Here is a 24,827-nt window from a genome sequence, read left to right on the forward strand (position 1 = left end):
AAGGGCATAAGCCATTGGCGCGGCACCCATTGGTAACCCCGGATGTCCTGAATTTGCTTTTTGTACTGCATCGACACTCAATGTACGGATCGTATTCACACCAAGCTGATCAATTTTATCAAACAATGTAACCCCTCCTGTAATTTAGGTTTTTTTTACCTATATTTCTACTTCTAATTTTATAGTATCTCCTCTAAAAAAGCAACGACTTTTAGTTTTTTTTACTAAAACTTGCTATTTCGGTCGTGGAGGCCTTTTTTCTTCTGGATTTCTTTCAATTTATCTGGTGTGACATCATTTCCATCGGGATCAACCACTTTCATCCCTTCAATATGATGTCTCATGCCAGAACGAAAGGCTGTCAGATATGCTTCTCGTAATTCCTTTTGCTCTTTGACTTCAGCTGGTGTCAATCCTTCTGCTTTTTTCTTTTTAGCTAACTGATTGATACGTTCGATTTTTTCAGGCGATAACACAACTATTCCTCCTCGCTTTTGCTTCTCCTACATCTTATATAAAAAATGAAAAAAAAACAACTACATCAATAGTCTTTAATGCGAACATTTGTTTGAAATCAAGTGTTTTCTATGGTACTATTTAGTTATCAAGTGAAAGAAGGTGTACCTTGTGGCCCGACAAACTGAAACAAGACAAATCGAAGTCTTAAGATATATTCACGAACAAGTGACCCAAAAAGGCTATCCACCGACTGTCCGTGAGATCGGAGAAGCTGTTCAGCTTTCTTCAACATCGACAGTCCATGGTCATCTTGCCCGATTAGAGAAAAAAGGCTTTATTCAAAGAGACCCTACGAAACCACGTGCAATCGAATTGACGCAACAAGGATTATCAAAAATTGGGATTCGCCCAACGACGATCCCTGTTCTCGGCGTTGTTACTGCCGGAGAGCCGATACTAGCTGTCGAAGAAGCTTCTGACTTCTTTCCAGTCCCACCAAACCTTTCCTCAGAAGAAGGCAGTCTGTTCATGTTGACGATCCGAGGAGAAAGTATGATCAATGCTGGGATATTGGATGGCGATAATGTCATTGTCCGCAAACAAGAAACTGCACAAAATGGTGATATCGTGATTGCGATGACTGCAGAAGACGAAGCAACTTGCAAACGGTTCTATAAAGAAAGAGATCATTTCCGTTTGCAACCCGAGAATGATTTACTGGAACCGATCATTTTAGATGAGGTGTCGATCTTAGGTCGTGTCGTTGGTCTGTACCGTAGTCATATTTATTGATAAGAAAAGAAAATTCAGTTATTTATCTACGAGCTTGAGATCACGATCTCAAGCTCGTCTTTTCCTCTTTTTAGTAGATATCTTTGTTCTTTTTGAACTTCCCTCTTTACAAACCGAACAAAAGTTCGTATACTAACGGTACGAACTTTTGTTCGCATTCTATAAAGAGGTGAAAATCATGAAATCAATGAGACGTTTTGGTTTAGTATTGATCGTTTTGTTTTTAGGTATTATTATTGGTAATTTTGGTCTACGTACAGCATTGTTGGTTTTTGTTCCTTTGTTTACATTGTGGTTTATGTTGTGGGATGAAAAAAAATACCGTCAATCACAACGTCGTCAATCCCATGAAGACTCCTTCTATCACGAAACCTATTACAGCTCCAGGCACTCGTAAAAGTAAATAAGATCGCTTCTATGAAAATTCCGTCCAAGCAAACGATGATCGCTCGTTTGCTTTTTTTAACGACAAACTGACTACCTACTCCTTGCACTCAATTGTTCCATCAATAAATTGAGGCTACTCATCCAACGAAAATCCCCTTCCGCAAACGATTCATCCGTTTGTGGAAGGGGGGTTTCTGTTCAATATTTTATTTGATTAATACTCCATCAAGGTAATCATGTCGTAGCCTTCGATTTTGTCACGACCATGCAAGTCCATCAACTCGATCAAAAAGGCACAACCCACAACAACTCCGCCAAGTTCTTCGATCAATTCGATCGTTGCTTTGATTGTTCCACCTGTTGCTAATAAATCATCACAGATCAAGACTCTTTGTCCTGGTTGAATTGCATCTTTGTGCAGCGTCAAGGTATCTGTACCGTATTCAAGTCCGTAAGTGACTTCGATCGTTTCACGAGGTAATTTTCCTTTTTTACGAACAGGAGCAAAGCCCACGCCTAATTCGTAAGCCACTGGACAACCTACGATAAATCCACGTGCTTCTGGTCCAACGACCATATCGATACGTTTTTCTTTCGCATAATCAACGATTTGCTTCGTTGCTTCACGATAAGCGTCTCCATCAGCCATCAATGGCGAGATATCTCTAAATATAATTCCTTTTGACGGATAGTCAGGAATACTGGCAATATAATTTTTTAAATCCACTTATTGTTTCCTCCTAGGTTGTTAACCATTTTTTTATTGTGGGAATGTCACTTAATAGTAAGAATTCCTCTGACTTGATTTTTTTTAATCGCTCCTGATAGCGGTCACTTGCAGTCAATGGATGACTCGCCGGATCTGCGACTTTCTCCAAAACACCATTGTTTATTGTAACAAACTTCAACTCAAAAAACACCTGTATCATAAAAATTAATAATTTTTGTGGAATTTTTAAATAATTGGCCATTGCACCTAATTTATGTCGGATATCGATCCGTTCTTGCGCATGGATCAGTTTGAAGAGTCGAGCATATTGTTCTCTTGTTCCTACACCGTTCAAGTATGCTTCATCAACAGAAATACCTAAAAAGTAAACTCGGCTAAAGGAGCCAAATGATAAGATCTCTTTCAAGTCGGTCAAATCCGTTGGACAATCGATCACGACTAATGCGTTTGGTTCATTTTCCTGAATCCATGATTGAATCATTTCTTTATCTGTCCAACGAATGATGTGTTTTTGTATCGACTCATTTAGTTCTTTGATCGATGCTTCATCAAACGCTAAATAGAACGGACTTTCGATGTCATTTGCTAGTGTTCGGTAACGTTTCGCTCGCCAATCAAATACTTGCAATCCTTCTACTTCAAAGTCAGAAATCATCAGCTGCGGTTTTTTGCGCCCATTCCATTCATTGATCGATAATTGTCCTACAATATCAAGTGAATCGTCTACAAATTCGTTTTCTTGAGGGCCAAAACCAAACGCGACAGCATCTAATTGACTATCTTCATCTATTAAAGAGAGCTTCAAGTGCTGTTGGTTCGAGCCGATTCGTTTCACATTTTGGACAGCAACCTGTTTGAATAAAAAGTTAGGTACAGGATTATCTGTTCCGAATGGTGCCAGTAATTTCAATGTGGCGATTTGTTCGACCGTTACATCTTTTGGGGAGACGATTTCATCGATCGCCAACACAGGACCTTTGGACAAGTCGATTTGCTTTTCTTCTATATAAGCATTCATCCGGTCTTGTAACTGAGGGATATTTTCCGTTGGCATTGTTAATCCGACTGCTGCATGATGGCCGCCAAAAAATGTAAACAATTCACGCATCTCATTCAGCATATCGAAAAGATTCAACGCTTCGATACTTCGACCTGATCCTTTTGCAACAGACTGGTCTTTGATATCTAGAACGATTGTTGGTTTTCCTGTTTTGTTCATGATTTTTCCTGCGACGATCCCTAGTACACCTTCATGCCAACCAGGATGTGCTAATAAATGGATCTGGTTCTCTTCATTGATCATCGCCAATGCTTCTGAGGTGATTTGCTCAACGATCGCTTTACGTTCTTCATTGACCGTTTGTAGCTGCTCAGCTAACGTCTGAGCTTGACTTTCATCGAATGTGGCTAGTAATTCAACCGCTGGATTAGGGTCTCCCATCCGGCCGATGGCATTCAAGCGCGGCGCAATCGAAAAACCGATCATCGTTTCATCCGCTTCATTCGCACGTACACTACTTTTCGCAAACAGCGCCTGTAAGCCTACTCGCTCGGTATGACGAATTGCCTCTAAGCCTAACGCCACTAGCGTCCGATTCTCATCGGTCATAGAGACAAGGTCAGCGATTGTGCCAATTGCGACTAAATCTAAAAATTCTGCTGGTGGTTCTTCCAACAAAGCGGTCGCTACTTTAAATGCGACACCGACACCTGCTAATTCTCCAAAAGGATAATTGCCTCGTGGATGGCGGGGATGGATGATTGCATAAGCCGCCGGTAATTCACTAGGCAACTCATGATGATCTGTCACGATCACATCTACTCCCTGCTGTTGTGCATAAACAATTGCTTCATGCCCAGCTACACCATTATCGACAGTCACGATCAATTGGGTACCTGCGGCTATTTTTTCTTGATAAACGGTTAGATTAGGTCCATACCCATGTTCAAATCGATTAGGTAAAAAGACTTCCACTTGGGCACCTAGCAACTCTAACGTTTCTTTCATGACGGTCGCACTGGTGATACCATCTGCATCATAATCTCCATAAACTAAGATCTGCTCGCCGCTGATCACCGCTTCTTGGATTCGGCTGATTGCCTTGTCCATGTCAAACATCAAATAAGGATCATAGAGTTTTTGTTCTTTTGGATGTAAAAACTGATGGATACTTTCTTCCTCTCGGTATCCTCTTTGCCACAGTAATTGACCGATCAAAGGAGACAATTGCTGCTGTTTGATTATTTGGATAAAAGATTCAGAAGGTGTTGTTTCATTGACCTTCCAATCAAAATTCGCTCGTCTCACATGCTCACCCCTAACTTAGTCATTATAGCAAACGTCTTCTCTAAAAAAAAGAATTTCAGAAGAATAGATTTTGACATATCCAACTAAAAGAAACCAAAGTAGACATAACAGATTCGTTTGCCCACTTTGGTTGCCTGCTAGAAATTGGATAAAAAATCCTCTAATAATTCCTAAGATAGTGATTTCTATCACTTTCTTTTATTTGCTTTTTAGAAAATCAACAGTGATCTTTGATTAATCAAAGTAATTAACACTTTGCTTTGGTGTTTGAGAAGGTGATTCAGAAGGTGTTTGCATTTGTTCGATCTGTATTTGCTTTGCTTGTAATTCTGCTTGATAGGCCGCTTCAAGTTCCGCACGTTCATTTCGAAATTGTCTTTGTTGTTCTTCTGTCGCCTCTTCGATTTTCTTTTGGATATCTGCTTGGTTCTCTGCTAATTCTTTTGTTAATTGTTTTAATTGTTTTTTCTGTTGCCATAATGTTGTAAAGGCTGTTAAAAATACAATCAATGCACCAATCAATGCTGAACCAATGATCACTAGAATCAATGGCGCATTAAAAGAAGCAAATCCAAAGCTTACAGGAACATTTTGATTGTTCAATACAGCGAACACGACAATAACAAGTACAAGTAAAAAACCAACGATCACACTACCTTGCTTTTTCATTTACTTCACCTACTTTTTATTAAAAATTCCACCTGCAAAATAATCCCCAATGGTTGGGAAAAGTGCATAAAATTTAGACGCGATTTCTAACAACACCGGCTGATTGATCTCACGTTTAGGATGTTTCATCGCTCGCACGATCGTTTGTGCTAATTTAGTTGAATCCAAAACTAAGTGACCGACTTTTTCCAAATAACTACCACTTGGATCAGCCTTATCAAAAAATTCCGTTTCGATTGGTCCGGGATTTACCGTTGTGACCGCGACTCCTAGAGGCTTCAACTCTAAACGTAACGCATTTGAAAAGCCCAAAACAGCAAATTTAGTAGCGGAATAGATCGTAGATTTAGCTGTCGCCATTTTTCCTGCCATAGATGCCACATTGATGATATGTCCCTGACGTCTTTCTGCCATATCGATCGCAAATTTTTGTGTCAATACCATCATCCCTAAGACATTGACTTCGAACATATCGTAGGCTTTTCCTAAGTCAAAGGATAAGAAATCCTCAAAGATGCCAAATCCAGCATTATTGACTAAAATATCGACACGACCGACCTCAGTCATCACCTTGTCGTACAATTCATCTACGCTGTCAGGATTACTAACATCTAGTTGAAACGCGTATGCTGGTTTTCCACTTAATTCTTGACAAACCGCCTTCACTTCGCCGATTTGTTGGATTCTTCTAGCACACGTGACAACGATTGCCCCTTGTTTTGCTGCTTCATAACAGATTTGTGCACCTAAACCACCAGAGCCACCAGTGACTAAAACGACTTTATTTTCTAAATTCAACTTTTTTCCTCCTCTTGAAACGGAACATCCACAACCTCAAAATCTTTCATGACTTTTGTATTTGGAAAGATTTCTTGTGCTTCTTGCTCAAGTTCTTGTGTTGCTTTCCCTAGATATCTCGCACTGATATGGGTCAGTAATAATCTTTGGACATTTGCTTCTTTTGCCACTTCTGCGGCTTGATGAGTCGTCGAATGGAAATAATTATGGGCCATTCTTGCCTCGTTTTTATTAAAGGTACTTTCATGCACCAAAACATCTGCGTTTTTTGCTAATATAACAGAATTGGTTGTTTTTCGGGTATCCCCTAAAATGGTCACGATTCGACCTTTTTTATCTGGGCCGACAAAATCACGTCCATTGATGAGCTGGCCATTGTCTAATTGGACCGTCTCCCCTTTTTTTAGTTTTCCATAGATGGGACCAGCTGGAATATTCAGTTCTTTAAGCTTATCCACTTGTAATTCGCCTTTATGATCATGCTCAACGATCCGATATCCGTAGCTATCGATGCCATGGCTTAATTTTTTTGCATACACAGAAAAGTGTGCATCCTCAAAAATGGCTTGATCTTCTGATAAATCATTAAAAACAAGGGGATAACCTGGTTTTGTTTGAGAAATCGTTAGCGCATTGCGTACAAATGCTTCCGTTCCTTTAGGGCCATAGATTTCTAATGGTGTTTCGCCACCCTGAAAAGAGCGACTACTGATTAAACCTGGCAAGCCAAAAATATGATCCCCATGAAGATGAGTAATAAATATTTTTGCTATTTTTCTTGGACGGATATTTGTTCGTAGAATCTGCATTTGCGTGCCTTCCCCACAATCAAACAACCAAATCTCATTTCGCTCGTCCAAAAGTTTCAATGCGATACTTGAGACATTTCGATGTTTAGCAGGAACCCCTGCGCCTGTACCTAAAAATTCTAGTTCCATAATTTACCTAACTTTCTATTCATTCTTATTAATTCTAGGGTAAAATCAGCCGACAATCAACTGAAATTCGCAGGATAATTTTTAGAAGACTGTCCCTATAAATGAAAAGAGTGAATAAGTACCACTATTCTTACATCCATTCTTTTTATCGTTATTCAGAAGGCGTAGTATCCTCTGAGCTATCGGTTGGCTTTTTGTGCTTTTCATCCCAATTTTTCTGTGCTGTTTCTTTTGCATGTTTTTCTACCTCAGTTGCATCATGAACATCTTGTTCTACTTCTTCATAATCCAATCGAGTGATTTCTCCACCTAATTCCATCATCACAAGTTGGTTCAATGGTCGGTTGTCCTCTTCTTCTGCGATCAAGATCAGACCTGTTGCGCCTTCGCCGATCTTATTTCCGACAAAATCAAACACTGTCTGTGCATCTTTGATTTCCTTGGCATCTTGGCTCGCACCAATCATTCCGCCCGCAAACCATCCTAGCAAGATCCCTAATGGGCCACCTAAAACGCCAACTAGCATTCCGATCAGACCACCTTTAGAGGATTTATTGTTCCCGGTAAAATCTAAGAAGTCTTCGATTTTGAATTGATGGGCGCCATTAGACTGATGGCTGATGACCGCCATTTGTTCGCCTTTGATCGCTCTCGTCATGTGAAGCTTCTTGATTTCGGAAAATGCTTGGTAAGCTTGACTTTCTAACTCAAAATTCAATATGATCACTCGTTTGCTCATGGAGATCGCCTCTTTCTCATTTTCTTTTAGTGTACCTTGGAATAAACAAAAATAAAAGAGAAAACCTTTAAAAAATAACGCAGTGTACAAAAAAAGGAGTTTGACATTCGTCAACTCCTTAAATCCAATAAAGGTTCTACGAAAGCCAGCTCCTAAGAGAGTAAGTCAAACCCCAAAAAAATGAATGATTATTTTCTCAAATTTTGCCTTATTACTTGGAACTGAACGGCTATCTAGTCACTTAAATATGTGGTGTATCTAATATTATTCGACAAATTCAAACTCAAACTCACCAATACGCACCAAGTCACCATCTTTTGCACCTCTGGCACGCAAGGCTTCATCGACACCCATCCCACGTAATTGGCGAGCAAAACGCATCACCGTTTCATCGTGGTCAAAGTTAGTCATTTGGAACAACTTCTCGATTTTCTCACCTGACAATACCCATGTCGCATCTGGTTCACGATCGATCGTAAATTCAGGACCTTCTGGATTGAAGCCATAATGAACGGTTTCTTCTTCGATTTCTTCCTCGTATAATGGGAATTCTGGTGTCACTTCCAACAGATCGGCTGTCGCATTCAGTAAGGCATCCAGTCCTTTACGAGTCACGCCAGAAATCGGGAATACTGGGATGTCATCGGCAAATTCATCTTCTTTGTTTTTATTTAGTTGTTCTTTGAATTTCACTAGATTTTCTTCTGCATCCGGCATATCCATCTTATTTGCTACAATGATCTGTGGACGCTCTAACAAGCGCAAGTTATGAGAAGACAACTCATGGTTGATCGCCAAGTAATCTTCGTAAGGATCGCGCCCTTCCATTCCACTCATATCGATCACATGCAAAATGACACGAGTACGCTCGATATGACGTAAAAACTGTGTGCCTAATCCGACGCCTTGTGAAGCTCCTTCGATCAGTCCGGGAAGATCCGCCGCCGCAAAACTACGTCCGTCACTTGTAGTGACCATTCCTAGATTTGGCACAAGGGTAGTAAAGTGATACGCCCCGATTTTTGGTCTTGCCGAAGAGATCACAGAAAGCAAGGTCGATTTCCCAACAGAAGGAAAGCCTACGAGACCTACGTCTGCTAGTACTTTTAATTCTAATTCGATTTTACGTTCTTGCCCGGGTTCGCCGTTTTCAGCAATTTCCGGCGCAGGGTTTCTTGGAGAAGCAAAACGAATATTTCCGCGACCGCCGCGGCCACCTTTTGCTACTACTAAAGTCTGGCCATCTTCAATCAAATCTCCTAAGAGTGCCCCTGTTTCTGCATCACGTACAGTTGTTCCTTGAGGAACTTTGACATACGTATCATCAGAACCACGTCCATGCATTCCTTTACTCATGCCATTTTCACCGGGCTGAGCCTTAAAGTGCCGGTTGAAACGGAAGTCCATCAACGTGCGTAAGCCTTCATCAACGACTAAGATCACATCGCCTCCTTGACCGCCGTCACCACCAGCCGGTCCTCCATCAGGTACATATTTTTCTCTACGAAACGCAACCATCCCGTCTCCGCCTTTACCAGCCTTCACGTCGATTGTTACTTGATCTAAAAACATGGACATATTATCGTCCTCCTATTTCCTTTTATCTATTCTAACTATACTGACTACCTGAATTTCCACAATAAACACAAGTCCTGTCTATTTTATCGGTGAATGGCCCGTTTGTCCATCATTAAACTGAAAGTTTCACGGAAATTCCTGACTCTTTCTTTATTTTACTGCAAGAACGAATGGAGACAAAATAAAACGTTGTGACCAAAAGTTTCAAGAAAGTTCTTAAAGTTCTTTAAGAAACACTTTGGTCACAACAGTTATTTTACATATTTTTCTAGGAAACTACTTACAGTCTTTTGATAATTCTCAGGATCGATCGAATATGCTTTGGCATGCTCTGCTCCTGGGACGATATATTTTTCTTTTGGTCCGTTCGTCGCTTGGTAGACTTTGTCCAACATTTCGTAAGGAACAAATGTATCCGCATCCCCATGGATAAACAGCATAGGTAATTGGTTTTTTTCTAATTGTTTGATCGCATCAGCTTCCCCAAAGAAATAGCCGGCTCTGATTTTTGTCATCAAGCTGGTTACTTGGATCAGTGGAAACGGTGGTAAGCTAAATAATTCATTGAGCTGATAAGCCAATTCTTCGTTAACAGAGGAATAACCGCAATCTTCGATGATCGCTTTAACATTTGTAGGCAGTGATTCTCCGCTAGTCATCATCACAGTCGCTGCCCCCATACTAATACCGTATAGAACGATTTCTTCCGATTGACCGTTTGTTTCAAGCACTTGATCGATCCATTTCACATAATCTTTCCGTTCGTGCCAGCCAAAACCGATATAATCCCCTTCACTTTTTCCGTGTCCACGCGCATCAGGTACTAATACGTTATAGCCAAGATCATGGAACATCTTTGCGTAATTTGCCATCGTTTCTGCATTGCCCATATATCCATGAGCCACAATCGCCGTCTTATGACTGTCTGTTGCTGGTAGATAAATGGCTGATAGCTTCAACCCATCCGTAGATGTCTGTTGCCACTCTTTACGATTGTCAGGATTCGCAAACCAAGATTGTGCACTCGATTCTTCATTTGTTTTTGTTGTGCCAGGAGTATCGCCTTCTAAAAAGTCTTTTTCTGAAGGAACAACGGCATAGTTATAAAAATAATTGCCCGCAAAGACTAATACGACTGTCACGAGTAATGTCACACCGATTAAAATTTTGATCCAAAGTCTCATCTTATACCTTCCTTGCTTTTACATTGATGTACTGTCTAAAATCAGTATAAACAAAGAGGACGTGTGATGCAATCTAGAATAAATAATAATCGTCATTAAAAAGACCCGCAAAGCGATCAGAGCTTTACAGGTCTTTTCAATATTTAATTGTACAATTATTTACTTTCGATCAACTTGAAGTTTGACCATGGTTTCAAGAAATCAAGTAAGAATAACTCATCGTCTGAGATACGTCCGACGACATTCACTCGTCCATCATTTTTCATTTCTTTTAAAGCAATTTGTGTTTCGCCTTTATATTGACCATAACCAACGTTATCGATCAACACATCCCCACGGGTCATATCTTTCGTATTATGCGCTGGGAATGGTTTGTCTTTGTAATAGATGCGTGTCATCGTTGAACGCAAAATATACTCTGAGCGATCCCCACGATAACTATGAAGATTATCGAATAGACAAATACGTTCATCTTCTGTGATATCTTCTGCTACATCCACTTTTAATGTAGGATAACTTGCAAAGAAGGCTTCAGACATTGCGCGCAATTCCTCTTCACTCGCATAAGCATTTCCTACTGAGATATCATCAATCAAACCTGTCAACATCAAGTGTTTGACTTGCGTCGCGATTTCAAGATCACGATGGTCTTCTAGTGAACAAAGTCCGTCTTGCGTCGGCCATGGGCCAAAGTCGGCTGTTTGTGAATTTACGAATGCCATCGTATTCAAATTATATTTGCGGAATTTCTCTGAACAAGCGACAAAGTGATCATATCCTAGACCAGAATAACGATGAGGGTAAAAGTTATGTGAACCTAGTAAGTTATCTGTGTTCGGCGAATAGCTCATGATATTGTCAACATAATTCGTGCCTGAACTCATATTGATCTCGATTTTGATATTGTATGGATTTCGAGTCATTTTTGCTTCTTCAGCTCCAGTAAATCCAATATCAAGACGAATGCCGTCAGCCCCCATCTCATCAAAGAACGATAGATCATCATAAGTGATCTCTAATTGTTCAAATAATGCTGGGTTGATATCCACCATGACTTCCATCTCTAATTGATTGGCATAATCGACTACCTTTTTAAAGTCTGCTAAGACTTTTTCTTTATCGTCTGCAATTTGTAATAAACTTGTGAATACACGTTTAAATCCGTATTTATGTGCTAAATCTAAATATTCTTTGTCCTTTTCAAACGTTGAACGTTCTGGATAAATTGAAATTCCTAATTTTCCCATGTGTTGATACCCTCCTGGATGTGCGTTTTTGTATCCACTTACATTATAACAAATCGCTTTCAAATGGTCTACACCTTTTGCTATTTATTAAATAATTTCGCTTATTGTTCGAAAAAGTGTAGGTATTTATCTGATAATTTGCTATCATTAAAGATAACAACGAACAAAAAAAGAAAGGAATTACTTATGAAACACAAAAAATTATTTTTAACTATGAGTATGACTGCAACGCTATTATTTGCAGCTGGTTGTACGTCGAACGGTTCAGATACCGCCTCTTCAAGTACGAAAGAATCTACAGAAAAAACAACAGAGACTAGCACTGTAGAGAGCATTGATTTAAATTCTTTAGAGTTACCTCAATTGAATACAGAAGTCGCTGATAATGAAGATCTAGTTGAAATGGTCACAACCAAAGGAACGATCAAGATCAAATTATTCCCAGAGCTTGCACCAAAAGCTGTAGAGAATTTTATGACTCATGCCAAAGATGGCTACTACGATGGCGTCACTTTCCATCGTGTCATCCAAGACTTTATGATCCAAGGTGGCGATCCTGAAGGAAACGGAACTGGTGGAGAAAGTATTTGGGGAGAAGGTTTTGAAACGGAGATCTCAAACCAACTTTATAACATCCGCGGCGCCCTTTCAATGGCTCGTACACAAGACCCTAATAGTAATGGTAGCCAATTCTTCATCGTACAAAACTCTGATGATATGCATGATGGTTTATTGAAAGATGATTACCCACAAGCCATTATTGACGCCTATAAAAACGGCGGCTACCCTAGTTTAGATGGTGAATATACGGTCTTTGGTCAAGTCGTTGAAGGAATGGACGTTGTTGACGCGATCGCTGCTGTCGAAACAGATAGCTCAGATAAGCCAAAAGAAGATGTGAAGATCGAAAAAATCAATATCTTACAGGAAGCAAAATAAACACATATTTGATCACTTTCTACTGAAACATCAAAAAAGGTCGGGACAGAAGTGTTCAGCCTCGAGAAATAAGGTGCCATCCACGAAAATTATTTTTCAAATTTTGTGGATGGCGCCTTATTTTTCGAAGAGGTTACTTTTGTTCCCGCCGTTTATTCGGTTATAGGTGGGTGAGGGTGAACGAATGTCCTACTTCCATTTTTACTAAAAAAACTTTTGATGGCTGGGGCTTTCAACTATTTTTTATATTTTCGCTAAAAAATAGTTGTTTTCATTTTCACCTTTAGTAAAACTTAACATTTTGAAAATAGTCTTAAATAGACAAAAAAAGATCATCCAAGAATAGAAAACTATTCAGAAGATGATTCTTTTTTGCGGAAAGCTACTTTCCGCTCCCCAATTGCCATATCTATTGCTATTTTTAGAACCTATCTATGGGTTCCTAAAATTTATTTTTATCTTTATGCTTGCTCATTGACGATAAATGTAAATTCACATTCACACACTTTTTTATCGTCAACAAAAGCTTCAGAAATCGCAGTCCCTACAGGTCCTTTCATTTTGATGATCTCAAAATGACACTTCATCACATCCCCAGGAACGACTTTTTGGCGGAATTTTGCTTTGTTGATCCCACCGATATACGCACGTTTCCCTAGGAACTCTTCTGATTTTAAAATCAAGATCGAACCTGCTTGTGCAAGGGTTTCTAGGATCAACGCTCCGGGCATGACAGGATTGTCAGGGAAATGCCCTTGGAAAAAATCTTCATTGATCGTTACATTTTTTGTTGCAATGATTTTCTTTCCTGAATCGATCGAATCCACGTAATCGATGTAACAAATTGGGTAACGGTTTGGAATAAGATCCATTACTTCCGTTGCTGATAATGCGTATGACATAGTTTACTCCTTCTTTCGGGCAATTGCCGTAATCAATACTTTGATTATCAAAGTATCATATTCTTGATTATTTGGCAATCATTTTTTATTCCTCAAAAAAATAGTTTGACAATCAAAGCATTTTACTGAATAATAAGAAATCAAGAAGTTATTTTTTTTGCACTTATATTATCGTCAAACAAAACTTTTATTGAATCAAAGGAGTGTCTATATGTCTTTTTTAGAAGGAAAAAAAATCGTGATCATGGGTGTTGCGAATAAACGCAGTATTGCTTGGGGTTGTGCGGAAGCAATGATGCAACAAGGCGCTGAGATCATCTATACGTACCAAAATGAACGTATGAAAAAATCGCTAGTCAAATTAGTCGGTGAAGATGCCTTCACTGTAGAGTGTGATGTTGCTAGCGATGAGAGCATCGAAAAAGCGATGGATACGATTGGTGAATATGCCGGTGAAATCCATGGTTTGGTCCATGCTGTTGCTTATGCCAACAAAGAAGAGCTTTCAGGTAACGTTTCTGATATTTCAAGAGAGGGTTATCAATTAGCACAAGACATCAGCAGCTATTCATTGATCGCTGTATCGAAGTATGCCCAAAAATACTTAGCTCCCAACAGCGGCATCGTAAGTATGTCTTATCTTGGTTCACAACGAGCGATCCCTAATTATAATATGATGGGAATCGCAAAAGCTTCACTAGAAGCTGCCATTCGCTACTTAGCCGCTGAATTCTCACCTAAAGGAATCCGTGTCAATGGGATCTCTGCTGGTGCGATCAAAACGTTAGCAGTTACTGGTGTGAAGGATTACCAAAAATTGATCGAGTTATCCGAATCACGCACCCCCGATCAACAAGGTGTGACGATCGAAGAAGTCGGAAATACTTGTGCTTTCTTGATCAGCCCCCTATCTAGCGGGATCATCGGTGATATCATTTACGTAGATAAAGGTGTTCACTTATCTTGATCCAATAAAAAATCAGCCCTCCAACGTGAGAGCTGATTTTTTTGTAGTTATTTTTAAAGCCAGTCATTATTCGACGACTTCGATCCAACCTTCTGGTGCTTCGATATCCCCAAACTGGATACCCGTCAATTCTTCATATAAACGCTTAGTTACTGGTCCTACTTCTGTCTCACTGTAAAAGACATGTAAATCATTTTTATAGTAGATTCCACCAATCGGTGAAATCACCGCTGCGGTTCCACACGCACCTGCTTCTGCAAATTGATCAAGTTGATCGATGTAGATGTCTCCCTCAACTGCTTTAAGCCCTAAACGTTCTTCCGCAATCTGCAACAAGGAATACTTCGTAATACTTGGTAAAATCGAAGGCGATTGCGGTGTGATGAACTGGTTGTCTTTAGTGATACCAAAGAAATTCGCCGCGCCGACTTCTTCAATTTTTGTGTGCGTCGCTGGATCTAGGTAAACGCAATCTGAATAATTTAATTCTTTCGCTTCAGTCCCTGGTAATAGACTTGCTGCGTAGTTACCTCCTACTTTGGCAGCTCCTGTTCCATTAGGTGCCGCTCGGTCATAGTCAGAAACGATAAAGTTCGTTGGTTTCAATCCACCTTTGAAATAGGCTCCTACAGGCGTACAGAAAACAACAAACAAATACTCAGGCGCTGGATGAACACCAATGTTTTCTCCAACCCCGATCAGGAAAGGACGTAAATACAACGTTGCGCCTGAACCATAAGGTGGCACAAAGGCTTCATTTGCCTTTACGACTTCTTTTACTGCATCAACAAACATTTTTTCTGGAACCATGGGCATCAATAAACGTCTGGCACTCTGGTTCAAGCGACGACTGTTTTGCTCTGGACGGAATAAATTGACCTTTCCATCTTTTCTACGATAAGCTTTTAATCCTTCAAAGCACTGTTGGCCATAGTGAAGTGCGGGCGATCCTTCATGGAGTGACAGATAATTATCCTCGGTCAATTCGCCTTTTCCCCACTCGCCATCTCTCCATTTGGTAACGAAGCGCCAAGGTGTTTTGATGTAAGAAAATCCTAAGTTATCCCAATCTATTTGCATGTTCATACCACCAATCGTCAGTTTTGAAATATTTTAGCACTATCTCTCCCATTTGTCATCGTTTATTTTAACCACTTGTTATTGCAATTCTCACCTCGGACTTATTTTATGATTTATTTTGATTTTTATGCTGTTCTTGTTACAATACAAAAGAGACTAATTAGAAAGGGGATTTTATGTTTTCATTCATTGCAACAGCAGAAACAACAAGCTCAACTGGAGAAAATTTGACTGATCAAGCGGTTAGTCAACTCAATGCATTCCAACGTTTTTGGAATAATATTGATTGGGATGGGATTTTTTCTACAATGATCCAAAAAGGATTATTCCTTATTTTTTTGATTATTCTTTTTGGACTCATCAATCGAATCGGTAAATACTTGATCGACAAATCTTTTAAACAATATTCAAAAAAAACCGTTCTTAACGGTAGCCGCTTAAAAACATTACAAAGTCTTTTAAATACCATTTTCAATTATACGATTGGCTTTTTCTTTATTTATGCCATCCTATCCGTGATCGGTGTGCCGATTGGTTCACTATTAGCCGGAGCAGGGATTGCCGGAGTAGCCATAGGTTTAGGGGCACAAGGCTTTATGAGTGATGTGATCACTGGCTTCTTTATCATCATGGAACAACAAATGGACGTTGGCGACTATGTCAAATTAACGAATCTTACCATCGAAGGAACCGTGGTATCCGTTGGTATCCGGACACTGCAACTCAAAGGTGTTGACGGTACCGTTCATTTCATTCCAAACCGTAGTATCACAACGATCAGTAACCTGTCTCGTTCCAATATGCAAGTCGTTCTTGATATTCGTATCGTTCCGGAAGAAGGCTATGATAAGATCTATGAGATCATTCAAAAAGTTAATGAAACGTTAGCTGTAAAATACGAAGAGGAATTACAAACTGAGCCATCGATCTTTGGATTGGTCGATATCGGCAACAGCAACTTTGCGATTCGGACGATCTGTTACGTTTTAAATGGTAAACAGTTCGAATTGAAAGAAGAATTTTTGAGTTCATATGTCAAAGAACTGACAGCTGCCGGTTACAGCATCCCAAATACACCAATCGTATTGAAATAGTTTATGTAGTGTATACGCCGGGAGTGGGACATTAGCCCTCTCCTACCACCTAAAACCGAATGGACAGAAGTGTTTAGGTTTGACCTCTTTTTTTAGTCATTAGAAAAATGTCTAAAATGACTAAAGTATTTGATTCCCAGGACAAACTTGATTACCACTCGTGCCATTCCTTAATACTTCAAATGAAGCGACATCCAAAAGTTAGAAATATAATCTAACTTTTGGACGTCGCTTCGTTTGTTTTATGTCTTTATATTTTGTGAGTAGGATCAATTACCTTTAACTAACGATATCGATTCTTTCTCTTAAATCATCTACATCTATTTTAGGTGATACAATATTTTGACGTTCTAATTCGTGTACCATGTAATTAACTGCTTTCAATAACTCTTTTCGTGTGATGATTCCTTTGAACACTTTATCCTCTGTGACAACTGGCAAGAACGAAGCATCCACTAGTAGATGAAGAACTTCTTCTAGTTCCCAATTTTCATCAATGGTTGGTACATCGGTTTCCATTACATCAGCAACTGTTAGGCCTTCTAATGGTTCCATACTGATTGTTTGTAGGTCCATCATCTTATTGACAACATTCGACAGACTGACTAGACCAACAAAGCGATCATCTTTCCCTAAGACAGGGATTTTAGTGTAGCCAACTTTCGATAAAACTAATAGTCCATGCGATAACGGATGTTGATACATAACATTTGCCACGTTTTCTGCTGGAACCAAAAATGTCTCTTGATTTTGTAGTAATAACTCTCTTACAATTGGTCCAATCATGTATTGGCCCTCCATTTCAAATTCTTTCAATATCTCTATTTTACCGAAAACGGATGCAAAATCTATACAAACATTTCTTTTTTTAGCAAAAATTAGAGTTTGTTTGTCAGCGTTTATATTCAAATGCCATGTTATCGATTTTTTTGTGCGATCGATTATAGTATTGGACAGCAAGTGTCTCTTTCGTACTCTCAATGATTGCGTAAGCTGGGATTTGGATCATTCCTCGAGGTTGGGAAATGCTTCCTGGATTCAAGAACAAGATACCTTCTTCAAATTCACACCCTAGTTGATGGGTGTGACCAAAAAGAGCAATCGTTGCTTGTTGCTCTTTTGCTTCAAGGGCTAACTGAGTCAAACCAAAGCGGACATTCGATAAATGGCCGTGGGTCATATATACCCGATCAAGCCCAGTATCTACAACTCGTTTGGTCTCAAAGTCTGTACCGAAATCACAATTGCCTTGTACACCGTGATAGGTTTCCCAAACTTCATCTGTTGCGTCAAGTTCTGAATCACCGCAATGAAAAAAATAATCAACTTGATTTTGGTATTGGGTCAGCAATTCTTTGATGATTGCTCGATCCCCATGATTGTCACTAACGACTAAATAACGCATCTACTCCACTCCTTCCAACCAAGCCTGCCAAACTTGGCTTAGTTTTGCCATGGCCAAGCCTCGGTGACTGTGGTTATTTTTTTCTTCACTTGAGATTTCTGCCGCTGTTTGAGTGTACCCATCAGGAATGAACAACGGGTCATAGCCAAAGCCATTTTCGCCTTTAGGTATCCGACCAATTCGTCCAGGCCACTCTGCTTCCACTACTAAACTTTCTTTATTTGGTTCAGCAAAAACCAACGTACAATGAAATTGTGCGGTGCGTTCTTCATCAGCTACATCGGTTAATTCAAAAAGCAGTTTTGCGTTATTTGCCGCATCACTCTTATGTTCGCCAGCAAAACGGGCAGAATAAACTCCTGGTCTGCCACCTAACGCATCGACTTTCAGGCCAGAGTCATCCGCCAATACTGGCTGATTCAATACTTGAGCAATCGTTTCTGCTTTTAATCGGGCGTTTTCTTCGAATGTGGTACCTGTTTCTTCGACATCAGGTATCTCAGGATAATCAAACAATGTTTTGACTGTATAGCCTTCCTTCGCAAATAAGGTACGGAATTCTTCTGCTTTGCCTGCGTTTCGAGTAGCAATCACAATCGTTTTTTCTGTCGGTTCAGGCGCAGGGTCTGACCATTCACTCAACAAAACATTTTTTTGTTCAAAGATCAGTGATTCGATCGCTGTTTTGCCATAAACAAGCATTTCGTTCAATTGTTCACCATCAAAGGCAGCTTCTTCGCCTGTCCCTTGGATTTCCACAAATTTGCCCGATTCCGTCATCACTAAGTTCATATCGACTTCCGCTGCAACGTCTTCGTGATAATCCAAATCAGTCACACATGTCCCATCAGCTAAAATCCCTACACTGATAGCGGCTAAATGTTCTTTGATTGGATCATTCGTTAACACTTTTGTCTGTAATAATTTTTCGATTGCTAATTTTAAAGCCACAAATGCACCGGTAATACTTGCTGTTCGAGTGCCACCGTCTGCTTGGATCACGTCACAATCAACGATGATACTGCGTTCACCAAGTTTCTCGAGATCGATGACCGTACGCAACGAACGACCGATCAAACGTTGAATCTCCATCGTCCGTCCACTTAACTTACCTTTGCTACTTTCACGACGATTTCTCGTATTCGTGGCGCGAGGCAACATACTGTATTCTGCTGTCACCCATCCTTTACCAGTCCCTTTTAAAAACGGGGGGACTGTCTCTTCAACCGTTGCCGCACAAATCACTTTCGTATCGCCAAAGCTGATCAAAACTGATCCTTCTGGATGTTTCAGCACATTTGTTTCAATCGTGATTTTACGTAAATCTTGGACATTTCTTCCGTCATGACGCATCATTGCTCTTTTCCTCCTAAATCAATCGATTCAACGATCAGTTCTTTTAATCCTAACCAATCTTGGGCAATCTCATGGAACATTTTAGCTGATCCTGTCGTATAAAACTGACAAAGCGTTCGGCCATTTTGTGGTGAATTACTGATTTCAAAATAGTCAAGTAACATTGAAACTTCGCCAATCGTTTCTGCTCCTGAATCGATCAGCATGACTTTATCCCCCATAACATTCTGAATGATCGGGCGAAGGAGCGGATAATGGGTGCAACCTAGAATCAAGGTGTCGATCCCTTTTACTTCTAATGGAGCTAAAGTTTGGGCCACGATTTTTTTCGCGACTGATGATCGGTATTCTTTACTTTCTACGACTGACACAAACTTTGGACACGCCAAGCTAGTGACTTTCAGTTCGGGTGCTTTATCTAGCAAGGCTGTTTCGTAAGCGGCACTTTTGACGGTTCCAATTGTTCCAATCACCCCTACTCGGTGATTTTTCGTTTGTTTGACTGCCGCTCTCGTTCCTGGCAAAATCACACCGATCACTGGAATCGAGAGTGTTGCTTTGATTTCTTCTAATGCGACCGCAGTTGCCGTATTACAGGCAATCACAAGCATCTTTATGCCTTTTTCAACTAAATAATTCGTCATTTCCCATGTATAAGCGATCACTTGCTCTGCTGGTCTTGGTCCATATGGACAGCGCGCGGTATCGCCAACGTATAATATGTTTTCATTCGGCAATTGCTTCAATGCTTCTTTGACGACTGTAAGACCGCCAACCCCTGAATCAATAAAACCGATCGGACGTTTATCTGTCAATCGAATCATCCTTTTTCAAAAAATTCTACCTTCTATATTGTGGACTTTTTGACGTGATTTATCAAGTCCTACAATCTGCTTTCCTGCTCTTTTCCCATATGACGACCCAACACGTGTCCCGATGAAATTTTTGGATAATGTAAGAAGGAATCCACAAAAAATTTTTTAAAAAAATTCGTGGATTCCTTCTTAATTCCCATTTAAAATACGATTTTTTCTACTAATAACTATACTTTCTTCTTTCTAAGTAAGAAGAAAGTAAAGAAAGTGCGTAACATACGACAAAATACATGAATGTCATCATAACGAACATTGGTAAGACATAATTGGTATTTTGACCATAGACGATTCGCGCTTGGTGTGTCAATTCTGGCAACGAGATGATCACCGCTAAAGAAGTGTCTTTGATCAACGAGATCAACTGACTAACGATAGCAGGGATCATTGACTTGAATGCTTGCGGCATGATGATCGTACGCATCGTTTCCACATAGCTTAACCCCGTGGAAAGCCCTGCTTCCATCTGACCTTTCGGCACAGCATTCAAACCTGCACGGAAAATCTCTGATAACATGGCAGATTCAAAAATCGTCAATGCTGCAACTGCTGACCAAAAGATGTTCATTTGTATACCGATTTGCGGCAAAGCAAAATAAGTGAAAAAGATGATCAGCAATAATGGCAGATTACGAATGATGTCGATAATCAAACCTACTATTTTTGATAAATAAGGAATACTCGCAAAACGAAGAACACCTGTCAACCCACCGATTAGAAAACTAAAAATGATGGAGAAGAGCGAAACTTCGATCGTTACTTTTAGTCCTTCCAGTAAAAAGCGAATATTCATCCATGAAAATGCACCACTAAAATCCATTGATATTCTCCTTTCTATGAACGAACTGCCCATTTTTTCTCAAGATAAACCATCAAATAAGACAATGGTAAGGTAATAATCAAGTAAAATAAACCCACGATGATATAGGTATCAAACGTGTTGAAGGTTTCACTGGCAATCAAATCCCCTTGATACATGATATCCAAACCAGCGACAATTGCTAAAATCGATGAGTTTTTGACCAAATTGATAAATTGATTGCCTAATGGTGGGATAACGATTTTAAATGCCTGTGGCAATACAATGTAACGCATTGTTTCTGAATAAGTAAACCCCGATGAAAGACCAGCCTCCATTTGACCTTTTGGCACAGTTTGGATGCCAGAACGAACGGTTTCTGCAATAAAAGCGGAAGTATAGATCGTCAGCCCGATCGTTCCTGCTTGAAAACCGTCAAAGCTGATCCAATAAAGTGGTAATACGACATAGAAGAACATCACGATGATCAATAACGGGATATTCCTAAAAAATTCAACATAGGCTTTCGCAATACCACGTATCCATTTATTGTGTGACAATTGAAAAATCGCCATCAACGTTCCGATGATCAAACTGAAGAAAAGTGCCAAGACACTTGATAGGATCGTTACTTTAAATCCATCAAGGAAGGCTGACCCATAAGTTTGTATCAATTCACTCATTGTATTCCCTCCTTAATCAATTTTTCCCTGAGTCGTATCTGGGAACCATTTTTCATAAATCTTATCATAGGTGCCGTCTTCAACCATTTCTGCTAAAGCTTGGTTGACTGCATCTAAGAAATTTTCTTGTCCTTTGTTGATTGCAATACCATAAGGCTCTTCGGTAAATGTTCCTCCTGCTAATTCATAGCTAGGGTTCTCCGCTGCCATTCCGAGTAAGATCGCATTGTCTGTCGTCATGGCATCACCTTGCCCCGATTGTAAGGCAGTAAATGCTTCTGCATAGTTCTCTAACTCCAAGATCCGCGCATCAGGTGCATGTTCTCTGATGTTGGCAGCTGAAGTCGAACCTTTTACCGCTAGAACAGTCGTTTCAGCGTTTAAATCCTCCACACTTTTGATGGGACTACCCTTTTTAACGAGCAATGATTGTCCAGCGTCAAAATAAACTGAAGAGAAATCGACTTGCTTTTTACGTTCTTCGGTAATCGTCATCGTCGCAATGATTGCATCGATATTCCCATTTTTTAATAATGGGATTCTTGTTTTAGAAGTGACTTCGACAAACTCTGCTTTTCCGTCCTCTCCTAAAATCTTCTTCGTGATTGCTTTGGCGATATCGATATCAAACCCTTGAACGGTACGGCTTTCGATATCCATCATCCCAAACAATCGTGTATCGTATTTGACACCCCAAATGATCTCGTTCGTTTCTTTACTACGAGTCAAAATATCTTTTTCTGCCAAACTGCTACCTTTACAGCCGCTCAATACTAGAAATACTAGCCCAAAAAGAAATAATAAACGAGTGAATGTTGTCTTACGCATATCGTTCCTCCTATCAATGATTGATTACTTTACTGATAAATTGTTTTGCACGTTCTTCTTTTGGATCATCGAAGAAATTGCGTACATCGCGACTATCTTCTAATACTTGTCCATCCGCCATAAAAATGACACGATCTGCCACTTCTTTCGCAAAGCCCATTTCGTGTGTGACCACGATCATTGACATGCCATCTCTTGCCAATTTTTTCATTACGTCCAATACATCACCGATCATCTCTGGGTCCAAGGCAGATGTTGGCTCGTCAAATAACAGCATTTCGGGATTCATCGCTAAGCCGCGAGCAATCGCTACACGCTGTTGTTGTCCACCAGATAACATGGAAGGATAGGAATCTTTTTTATCTAGCATATTGACTGTCTTTAAAAACTTTTCCGCATTTTTTACAGCAGTTGCCTCATCTTGTTTTAATACTTTGATTGGTGCCAGTGTGATGTTTTCTAAAACTGTTTTATTGGGGTAAAGATTAAAATGTTGAAAGACCATTCCGACATTTTTTCTAATCTCCGTCAATTTTGTGTTTTTATCGCGAATATCGACATCATTGATCAAAAGCTTTCCTGAAGTGATTGTTTCCAAGCCGTTGATACAGCGAAGCATCGTACTTTTTCCTGATCCTGATGGACCAATGACAACGACAACTTCCCCTTTTTCAAACTCAAGATTGATGTTTTTCAACGCATGGAATTTACCGTAATACTTTTCCACGCTATCAAATTTAATCATTGTCATAACATTACACTCCCATTATTATTTAGTAAGATTTCATTTAAAGATATATAATAGAACACATTATATCCGAAAGCGAAGCAACTTGTAAAGTTTCCAAGAAAATTCCTTTGTGCGTTTTCTTTTACCATTTGTATAAATAACGATTTCCTAACTGATTTTTTCAATGATTTTCGGTTTATCCTGTTGTTAATTCTGCAAAAAAACGGTAAGATATTAAGTATTAGTCTTAGAAATTACAAAGAGGTGTTCTTTTTTGAAAAATATTATTTTAACAGGAGACCGTCCTACTGGCAAACTACACTTAGGCCATTATGTCGGGTCTTTGAAAAAACGTGTAGAAATGCAAGCGGATGAGAACAATCAGTTGTTCGTAATGATCGCAGATATGCAAGCCTTGACTGACAATGCGAAAGACCCTGAAAAAGTGTCTTCCAATGTATTAGAAGTTGCTTTAGATTACTTATCGGTTGGTTTAGATCCTGCCAAATCAACATTGTTTATCCAGTCGCAAATTCCTGAATTAGCTGAGTTGACAATGTATTACTTAAACTTAGTAAGTGTTGGTCGTGTGCGTCGTAACCCGACTGTTAAAACGGAGATCGAGCAAAAGAAATTTGGCGAAAGTGTCCCCACAGGATTTTTTATCTACCCTGTTTCACAGGCTGCTGACATCACTGCGTTCAAAGCGAATCTAGTGCCAGTTGGTGAAGACCAAAAACCAATGTTGGAACAAACGCAAGAGATCGTCCAAAGTTTCAATCACACTTATGGAGAAGTACTAGTTGAACCAAAAGGCGTCTTCCCACCTAAAGGAATGGGTCGTTTACCTGGGATCGATGGTAACGGAAAAATGAGTAAATCATTAGGAAATGGCATCTACATTTCTGACCCTGCGGATGTTTTACAGAAAAAAGTGATGCGTATGTATACTGATCCAAATCACATCCATGTCCAAGATCCAGGACAAGTCGAAGGCAATATGGTCTTTACTTACTTAGATGTTTTTGGTACAGACAAAGAAGCAATCGAAGAGATGAAAGCCCACTATCGTCGTGGTGGACTCGGTGACGTGAAAATCAAGCGTTACTTGATCGATGTATTAGAAGCAGAGTTCGCACCGATCCGCGCTCGTCGTGAAGAATTGGCGAAAGACCCACAAGCCGTGATGGATATCTTACATCATGGTAGCGAAGAAGCCGCTAAAGTTGCGGCAGCCACACTTTCTGAAGTGAAAGCGGCAATGGGCATCAATTATTTCAATCAGTAATCACACAAAAAAACTGGAACAAAAATCATTGAATGATTTTTGTTCCAGTTTTTTC

27 protein-coding genes are annotated in these 24,827 nt (G+C 39.8%); 6 read left to right on the plus strand and 21 right to left on the minus strand.

Annotation, left to right across the window (positions count from 1 at the left end; genetic code table 11):
• On the minus strand, positions 1 to 126 hold a 126-nt coding region (locus P3R27_RS07955; RefSeq protein ID WP_301356812.1), incomplete at its 3' end, for a thiamine pyrophosphate-binding protein.
• A gap of 98 nt (positions 127 to 224) precedes the next feature.
• Entirely contained in the window at positions 225 to 476 is a 252-nt protein-coding gene (locus P3R27_RS07960) for a DUF896 family protein (RefSeq protein ID WP_010735570.1), read from the minus strand.
• 151 nt (positions 477 to 627) lie between these two features.
• Between P3R27_RS07960 and lexA the strand changes: the two genes are divergently transcribed.
• Entirely contained in the window at positions 628 to 1,251 is a 624-nt protein-coding gene (lexA, locus tag P3R27_RS07965; RefSeq protein WP_010735571.1) for a transcriptional repressor LexA, read from the plus strand.
• Positions 1,252 to 1,429: 178 nt separating this feature from the next.
• Positions 1,430 to 1,648, plus strand: a complete 219-nt coding sequence (locus P3R27_RS07970) for a hypothetical protein (protein WP_023519576.1) — start codon at positions 1,430 to 1,432, stop codon at positions 1,646 to 1,648.
• Positions 1,649 to 1,852: 204 nt separating this feature from the next.
• Here the strand turns inward: P3R27_RS07970 and P3R27_RS07975 are convergent, their stop codons facing one another.
• From P3R27_RS07975 to P3R27_RS08015, 9 genes are all read right to left on the minus strand, one after another.
• Positions 1,853 to 2,365, minus strand: a complete 513-nt coding sequence (locus tag P3R27_RS07975) for an adenine phosphoribosyltransferase (protein WP_010735573.1) — start codon at positions 2,363 to 2,365, stop codon at positions 1,853 to 1,855.
• Between the two features lie 13 nt (positions 2,366 to 2,378).
• Entirely contained in the window at positions 2,379 to 4,676 is a 2,298-nt protein-coding gene (gene recJ, locus P3R27_RS07980; protein WP_301356807.1) for a single-stranded-DNA-specific exonuclease RecJ, read from the minus strand.
• A 234-nt stretch (positions 4,677 to 4,910) separates the two neighbouring features.
• Positions 4,911 to 5,345 (minus strand): LapA family protein, encoded by a 435-nt coding sequence (locus tag P3R27_RS07985; protein ID WP_023519574.1) that lies wholly within the window; start codon positions 5,343 to 5,345, stop codon positions 4,911 to 4,913.
• A gap of 9 nt (positions 5,346 to 5,354) precedes the next feature.
• Positions 5,355 to 6,143 carry an SDR family NAD(P)-dependent oxidoreductase gene (locus P3R27_RS07990; protein ID WP_029594283.1) on the minus strand — a complete coding sequence of 263 codons (789 nt, stop codon included), beginning with the start codon at positions 6,141 to 6,143 and terminating at the stop codon, positions 5,355 to 5,357.
• Positions 6,140 to 7,081 (minus strand): ribonuclease Z, encoded by a 942-nt coding sequence (rnz, locus tag P3R27_RS07995; RefSeq protein ID WP_301356808.1) that lies wholly within the window; start codon positions 7,079 to 7,081, stop codon positions 6,140 to 6,142. The genes P3R27_RS07990 and rnz overlap by 4 nt, the downstream gene beginning before the upstream one ends.
• Positions 7,082 to 7,232: 151 nt before the next feature.
• Complete coding sequence (locus P3R27_RS08000; protein ID WP_023519572.1) at positions 7,233 to 7,820, minus strand: hypothetical protein; 588 nt, start codon at positions 7,818 to 7,820, stop codon at positions 7,233 to 7,235.
• 264 nt (positions 7,821 to 8,084) lie between these two features.
• Positions 8,085 to 9,398 (minus strand): GTPase ObgE, encoded by a 1,314-nt coding sequence (obgE, locus tag P3R27_RS08005; protein ID WP_034689254.1) that lies wholly within the window; start codon positions 9,396 to 9,398, stop codon positions 8,085 to 8,087.
• A 251-nt stretch (positions 9,399 to 9,649) separates the two neighbouring features.
• Positions 9,650 to 10,582, minus strand: a complete 933-nt coding sequence (locus P3R27_RS08010; protein ID WP_301356809.1) for an alpha/beta hydrolase — start codon at positions 10,580 to 10,582, stop codon at positions 9,650 to 9,652.
• A gap of 155 nt (positions 10,583 to 10,737) precedes the next feature.
• A complete protein-coding gene (locus P3R27_RS08015) occupies positions 10,738 to 11,829 on the minus strand; it encodes a DUF871 domain-containing protein (RefSeq protein WP_034689257.1) in 1,092 nt (363 codons plus the stop codon).
• Positions 11,830 to 12,015: 186 nt separating this feature from the next.
• Between P3R27_RS08015 and P3R27_RS08020 the strand changes: the two genes are divergently transcribed.
• Complete coding sequence (locus tag P3R27_RS08020) at positions 12,016 to 12,768, plus strand: peptidylprolyl isomerase (RefSeq protein ID WP_034689258.1); 753 nt, start codon at positions 12,016 to 12,018, stop codon at positions 12,766 to 12,768.
• Positions 12,769 to 13,229: 461 nt separating this feature from the next.
• Here P3R27_RS08020 and fabZ read toward each other — a convergent pair whose 3' ends face one another.
• Positions 13,230 to 13,670, minus strand: a complete 441-nt coding sequence (gene fabZ, locus P3R27_RS08025; protein ID WP_010735583.1) for a 3-hydroxyacyl-ACP dehydratase FabZ — start codon at positions 13,668 to 13,670, stop codon at positions 13,230 to 13,232.
• A 211-nt stretch (positions 13,671 to 13,881) separates the two neighbouring features.
• Here fabZ and fabI point away from each other — a divergent pair, with 211 nt between their 5' ends.
• Positions 13,882 to 14,637, plus strand: a complete 756-nt coding sequence (gene fabI / locus P3R27_RS08030) for an enoyl-ACP reductase FabI (RefSeq protein WP_023519569.1) — start codon at positions 13,882 to 13,884, stop codon at positions 14,635 to 14,637.
• 66 nt (positions 14,638 to 14,703) lie between these two features.
• Here the strand turns inward: fabI and P3R27_RS08035 are convergent, their stop codons facing one another.
• Positions 14,704 to 15,717 (minus strand): branched-chain amino acid aminotransferase, encoded by a 1,014-nt coding sequence (locus P3R27_RS08035; protein ID WP_034689259.1) that lies wholly within the window; start codon positions 15,715 to 15,717, stop codon positions 14,704 to 14,706.
• A gap of 176 nt (positions 15,718 to 15,893) precedes the next feature.
• Between P3R27_RS08035 and P3R27_RS08040 the strand changes: the two genes are divergently transcribed.
• Entirely contained in the window at positions 15,894 to 16,811 is a 918-nt protein-coding gene (locus tag P3R27_RS08040; protein WP_010735586.1) for a mechanosensitive ion channel family protein, read from the plus strand.
• A 279-nt stretch (positions 16,812 to 17,090) separates the two neighbouring features.
• Here the strand turns inward: P3R27_RS08040 and cbpB are convergent, their stop codons facing one another.
• From cbpB to P3R27_RS08080, 8 genes are all read right to left on the minus strand, one after another.
• Entirely contained in the window at positions 17,091 to 17,597 is a 507-nt protein-coding gene (gene cbpB, locus P3R27_RS08045) for a cyclic-di-AMP-binding protein CbpB (protein WP_010735587.1), read from the minus strand.
• 106 nt (positions 17,598 to 17,703) lie between these two features.
• The gene (locus tag P3R27_RS08050; RefSeq protein WP_034689261.1) at positions 17,704 to 18,216 is read right to left on the minus strand and encodes a metallophosphoesterase; all 513 of its coding nucleotides are present in this window, start codon (positions 18,214 to 18,216) and stop codon (positions 17,704 to 17,706) included.
• Positions 18,217 to 19,569 (minus strand): ribonuclease PH, encoded by a 1,353-nt coding sequence (gene rph, locus P3R27_RS08055; RefSeq protein WP_034689339.1) that lies wholly within the window; start codon positions 19,567 to 19,569, stop codon positions 18,217 to 18,219.
• The gene (gene racE, locus P3R27_RS08060) at positions 19,569 to 20,396 is read right to left on the minus strand and encodes a glutamate racemase (RefSeq protein ID WP_034689263.1); all 828 of its coding nucleotides are present in this window, start codon (positions 20,394 to 20,396) and stop codon (positions 19,569 to 19,571) included. Before racE ends, rph begins: the two co-directional genes overlap by 1 nt.
• A 211-nt stretch (positions 20,397 to 20,607) precedes the next feature.
• Positions 20,608 to 21,264, minus strand: coding sequence for an amino acid ABC transporter permease (locus P3R27_RS08065; RefSeq protein WP_010735591.1), 657 nt, complete (start codon positions 21,262 to 21,264; stop codon positions 20,608 to 20,610).
• 14 nt (positions 21,265 to 21,278) lie between these two features.
• Entirely contained in the window at positions 21,279 to 21,926 is a 648-nt protein-coding gene (locus tag P3R27_RS08070) for an amino acid ABC transporter permease (RefSeq protein ID WP_034689265.1), read from the minus strand.
• 12 nt (positions 21,927 to 21,938) lie between these two features.
• Positions 21,939 to 22,754 carry a transporter substrate-binding domain-containing protein gene (locus tag P3R27_RS08075; protein WP_034689267.1) on the minus strand — a complete coding sequence of 272 codons (816 nt, stop codon included), beginning with the start codon at positions 22,752 to 22,754 and terminating at the stop codon, positions 21,939 to 21,941.
• 13 nt (positions 22,755 to 22,767) lie between these two features.
• Positions 22,768 to 23,505, minus strand: coding sequence for an amino acid ABC transporter ATP-binding protein (locus P3R27_RS08080; RefSeq protein ID WP_010735594.1), 738 nt, complete (start codon positions 23,503 to 23,505; stop codon positions 22,768 to 22,770).
• A gap of 253 nt (positions 23,506 to 23,758) precedes the next feature.
• Between P3R27_RS08080 and trpS the strand changes: the two genes are divergently transcribed.
• Positions 23,759 to 24,772 (plus strand): tryptophan--tRNA ligase, encoded by a 1,014-nt coding sequence (gene trpS, locus P3R27_RS08085; RefSeq protein ID WP_034689269.1) that lies wholly within the window; start codon positions 23,759 to 23,761, stop codon positions 24,770 to 24,772.
• Positions 24,773 to 24,827 lie beyond the last annotated feature (55 nt).

The sequence above is a fragment of the Enterococcus spodopteracolus genome (assembly GCF_030441955.1).
In the GTDB taxonomy this organism is placed as follows: Bacteria; Bacillota; Bacilli; order Lactobacillales; family Enterococcaceae; genus Enterococcus_B; species Enterococcus_B spodopteracolus.

Coding starts and splice junctions, on each gene's coding strand:
- P3R27_RS07970 (WP_023519576.1), top strand. CDS start 1,430: ATGAAATCAATGAGACGTTTTGGTTTAGTATTGATCGTTTTGTTTTTA.
- P3R27_RS07985 (WP_023519574.1), bottom strand. CDS start 5,345: ATGAAAAAGCAAGGTAGTGTGATCGTTGGTTTTTTACTTGTACTTGTT.
- rnz (WP_301356808.1), bottom strand. CDS start 7,081: ATGGAACTAGAATTTTTAGGTACAGGCGCAGGGGTTCCTGCTAAACAT.
- P3R27_RS08075 (WP_034689267.1), bottom strand. CDS start 22,754: ATGCGTAAGACAACATTCACTCGTTTATTATTTCTTTTTGGGCTAGTA.
- cbpB (WP_010735587.1), bottom strand. CDS start 17,597: ATGATTGGACCAATTGTAAGAGAGTTATTACTACAAAATCAAGAGACA.
- rph (WP_034689339.1), bottom strand. CDS start 19,569: ATGCGTCATGACGGAAGAAATGTCCAAGATTTACGTAAAATCACGATT.
- P3R27_RS08000 (WP_023519572.1), bottom strand. CDS start 7,820: ATGAGCAAACGAGTGATCATATTGAATTTTGAGTTAGAAAGTCAAGCT.
- P3R27_RS08070 (WP_034689265.1), bottom strand. CDS start 21,926: ATGAGTGAATTGATACAAACTTATGGGTCAGCCTTCCTTGATGGATTT.
- P3R27_RS08035 (WP_034689259.1), bottom strand. CDS start 15,717: ATGCAAATAGATTGGGATAACTTAGGATTTTCTTACATCAAAACACCT.
- P3R27_RS08080 (WP_010735594.1), bottom strand. CDS start 23,505: ATGACAATGATTAAATTTGATAGCGTGGAAAAGTATTACGGTAAATTC.
- P3R27_RS08050 (WP_034689261.1), bottom strand. CDS start 18,216: ATGCGTTATTTAGTCGTTAGTGACAATCATGGGGATCGAGCAATCATC.
- P3R27_RS08010 (WP_301356809.1), bottom strand. CDS start 10,582: ATGAGACTTTGGATCAAAATTTTAATCGGTGTGACATTACTCGTGACA.
- fabI (WP_023519569.1), top strand. CDS start 13,882: ATGTCTTTTTTAGAAGGAAAAAAAATCGTGATCATGGGTGTTGCGAAT.
- racE (WP_034689263.1), bottom strand. CDS start 20,396: ATGATTCGATTGACAGATAAACGTCCGATCGGTTTTATTGATTCAGGG.
- P3R27_RS08015 (WP_034689257.1), bottom strand. CDS start 11,829: ATGGGAAAATTAGGAATTTCAATTTATCCAGAACGTTCAACGTTTGAA.
- P3R27_RS08040 (WP_010735586.1), top strand. CDS start 15,894: ATGTTTTCATTCATTGCAACAGCAGAAACAACAAGCTCAACTGGAGAA.
- P3R27_RS08065 (WP_010735591.1), bottom strand. CDS start 21,264: ATGGATTTTAGTGGTGCATTTTCATGGATGAATATTCGCTTTTTACTG.
- P3R27_RS08020 (WP_034689258.1), top strand. CDS start 12,016: ATGAAACACAAAAAATTATTTTTAACTATGAGTATGACTGCAACGCTA.
- obgE (WP_034689254.1), bottom strand. CDS start 9,398: ATGTCCATGTTTTTAGATCAAGTAACAATCGACGTGAAGGCTGGTAAA.
- fabZ (WP_010735583.1), bottom strand. CDS start 13,670: ATGTCATACGCATTATCAGCAACGGAAGTAATGGATCTTATTCCAAAC.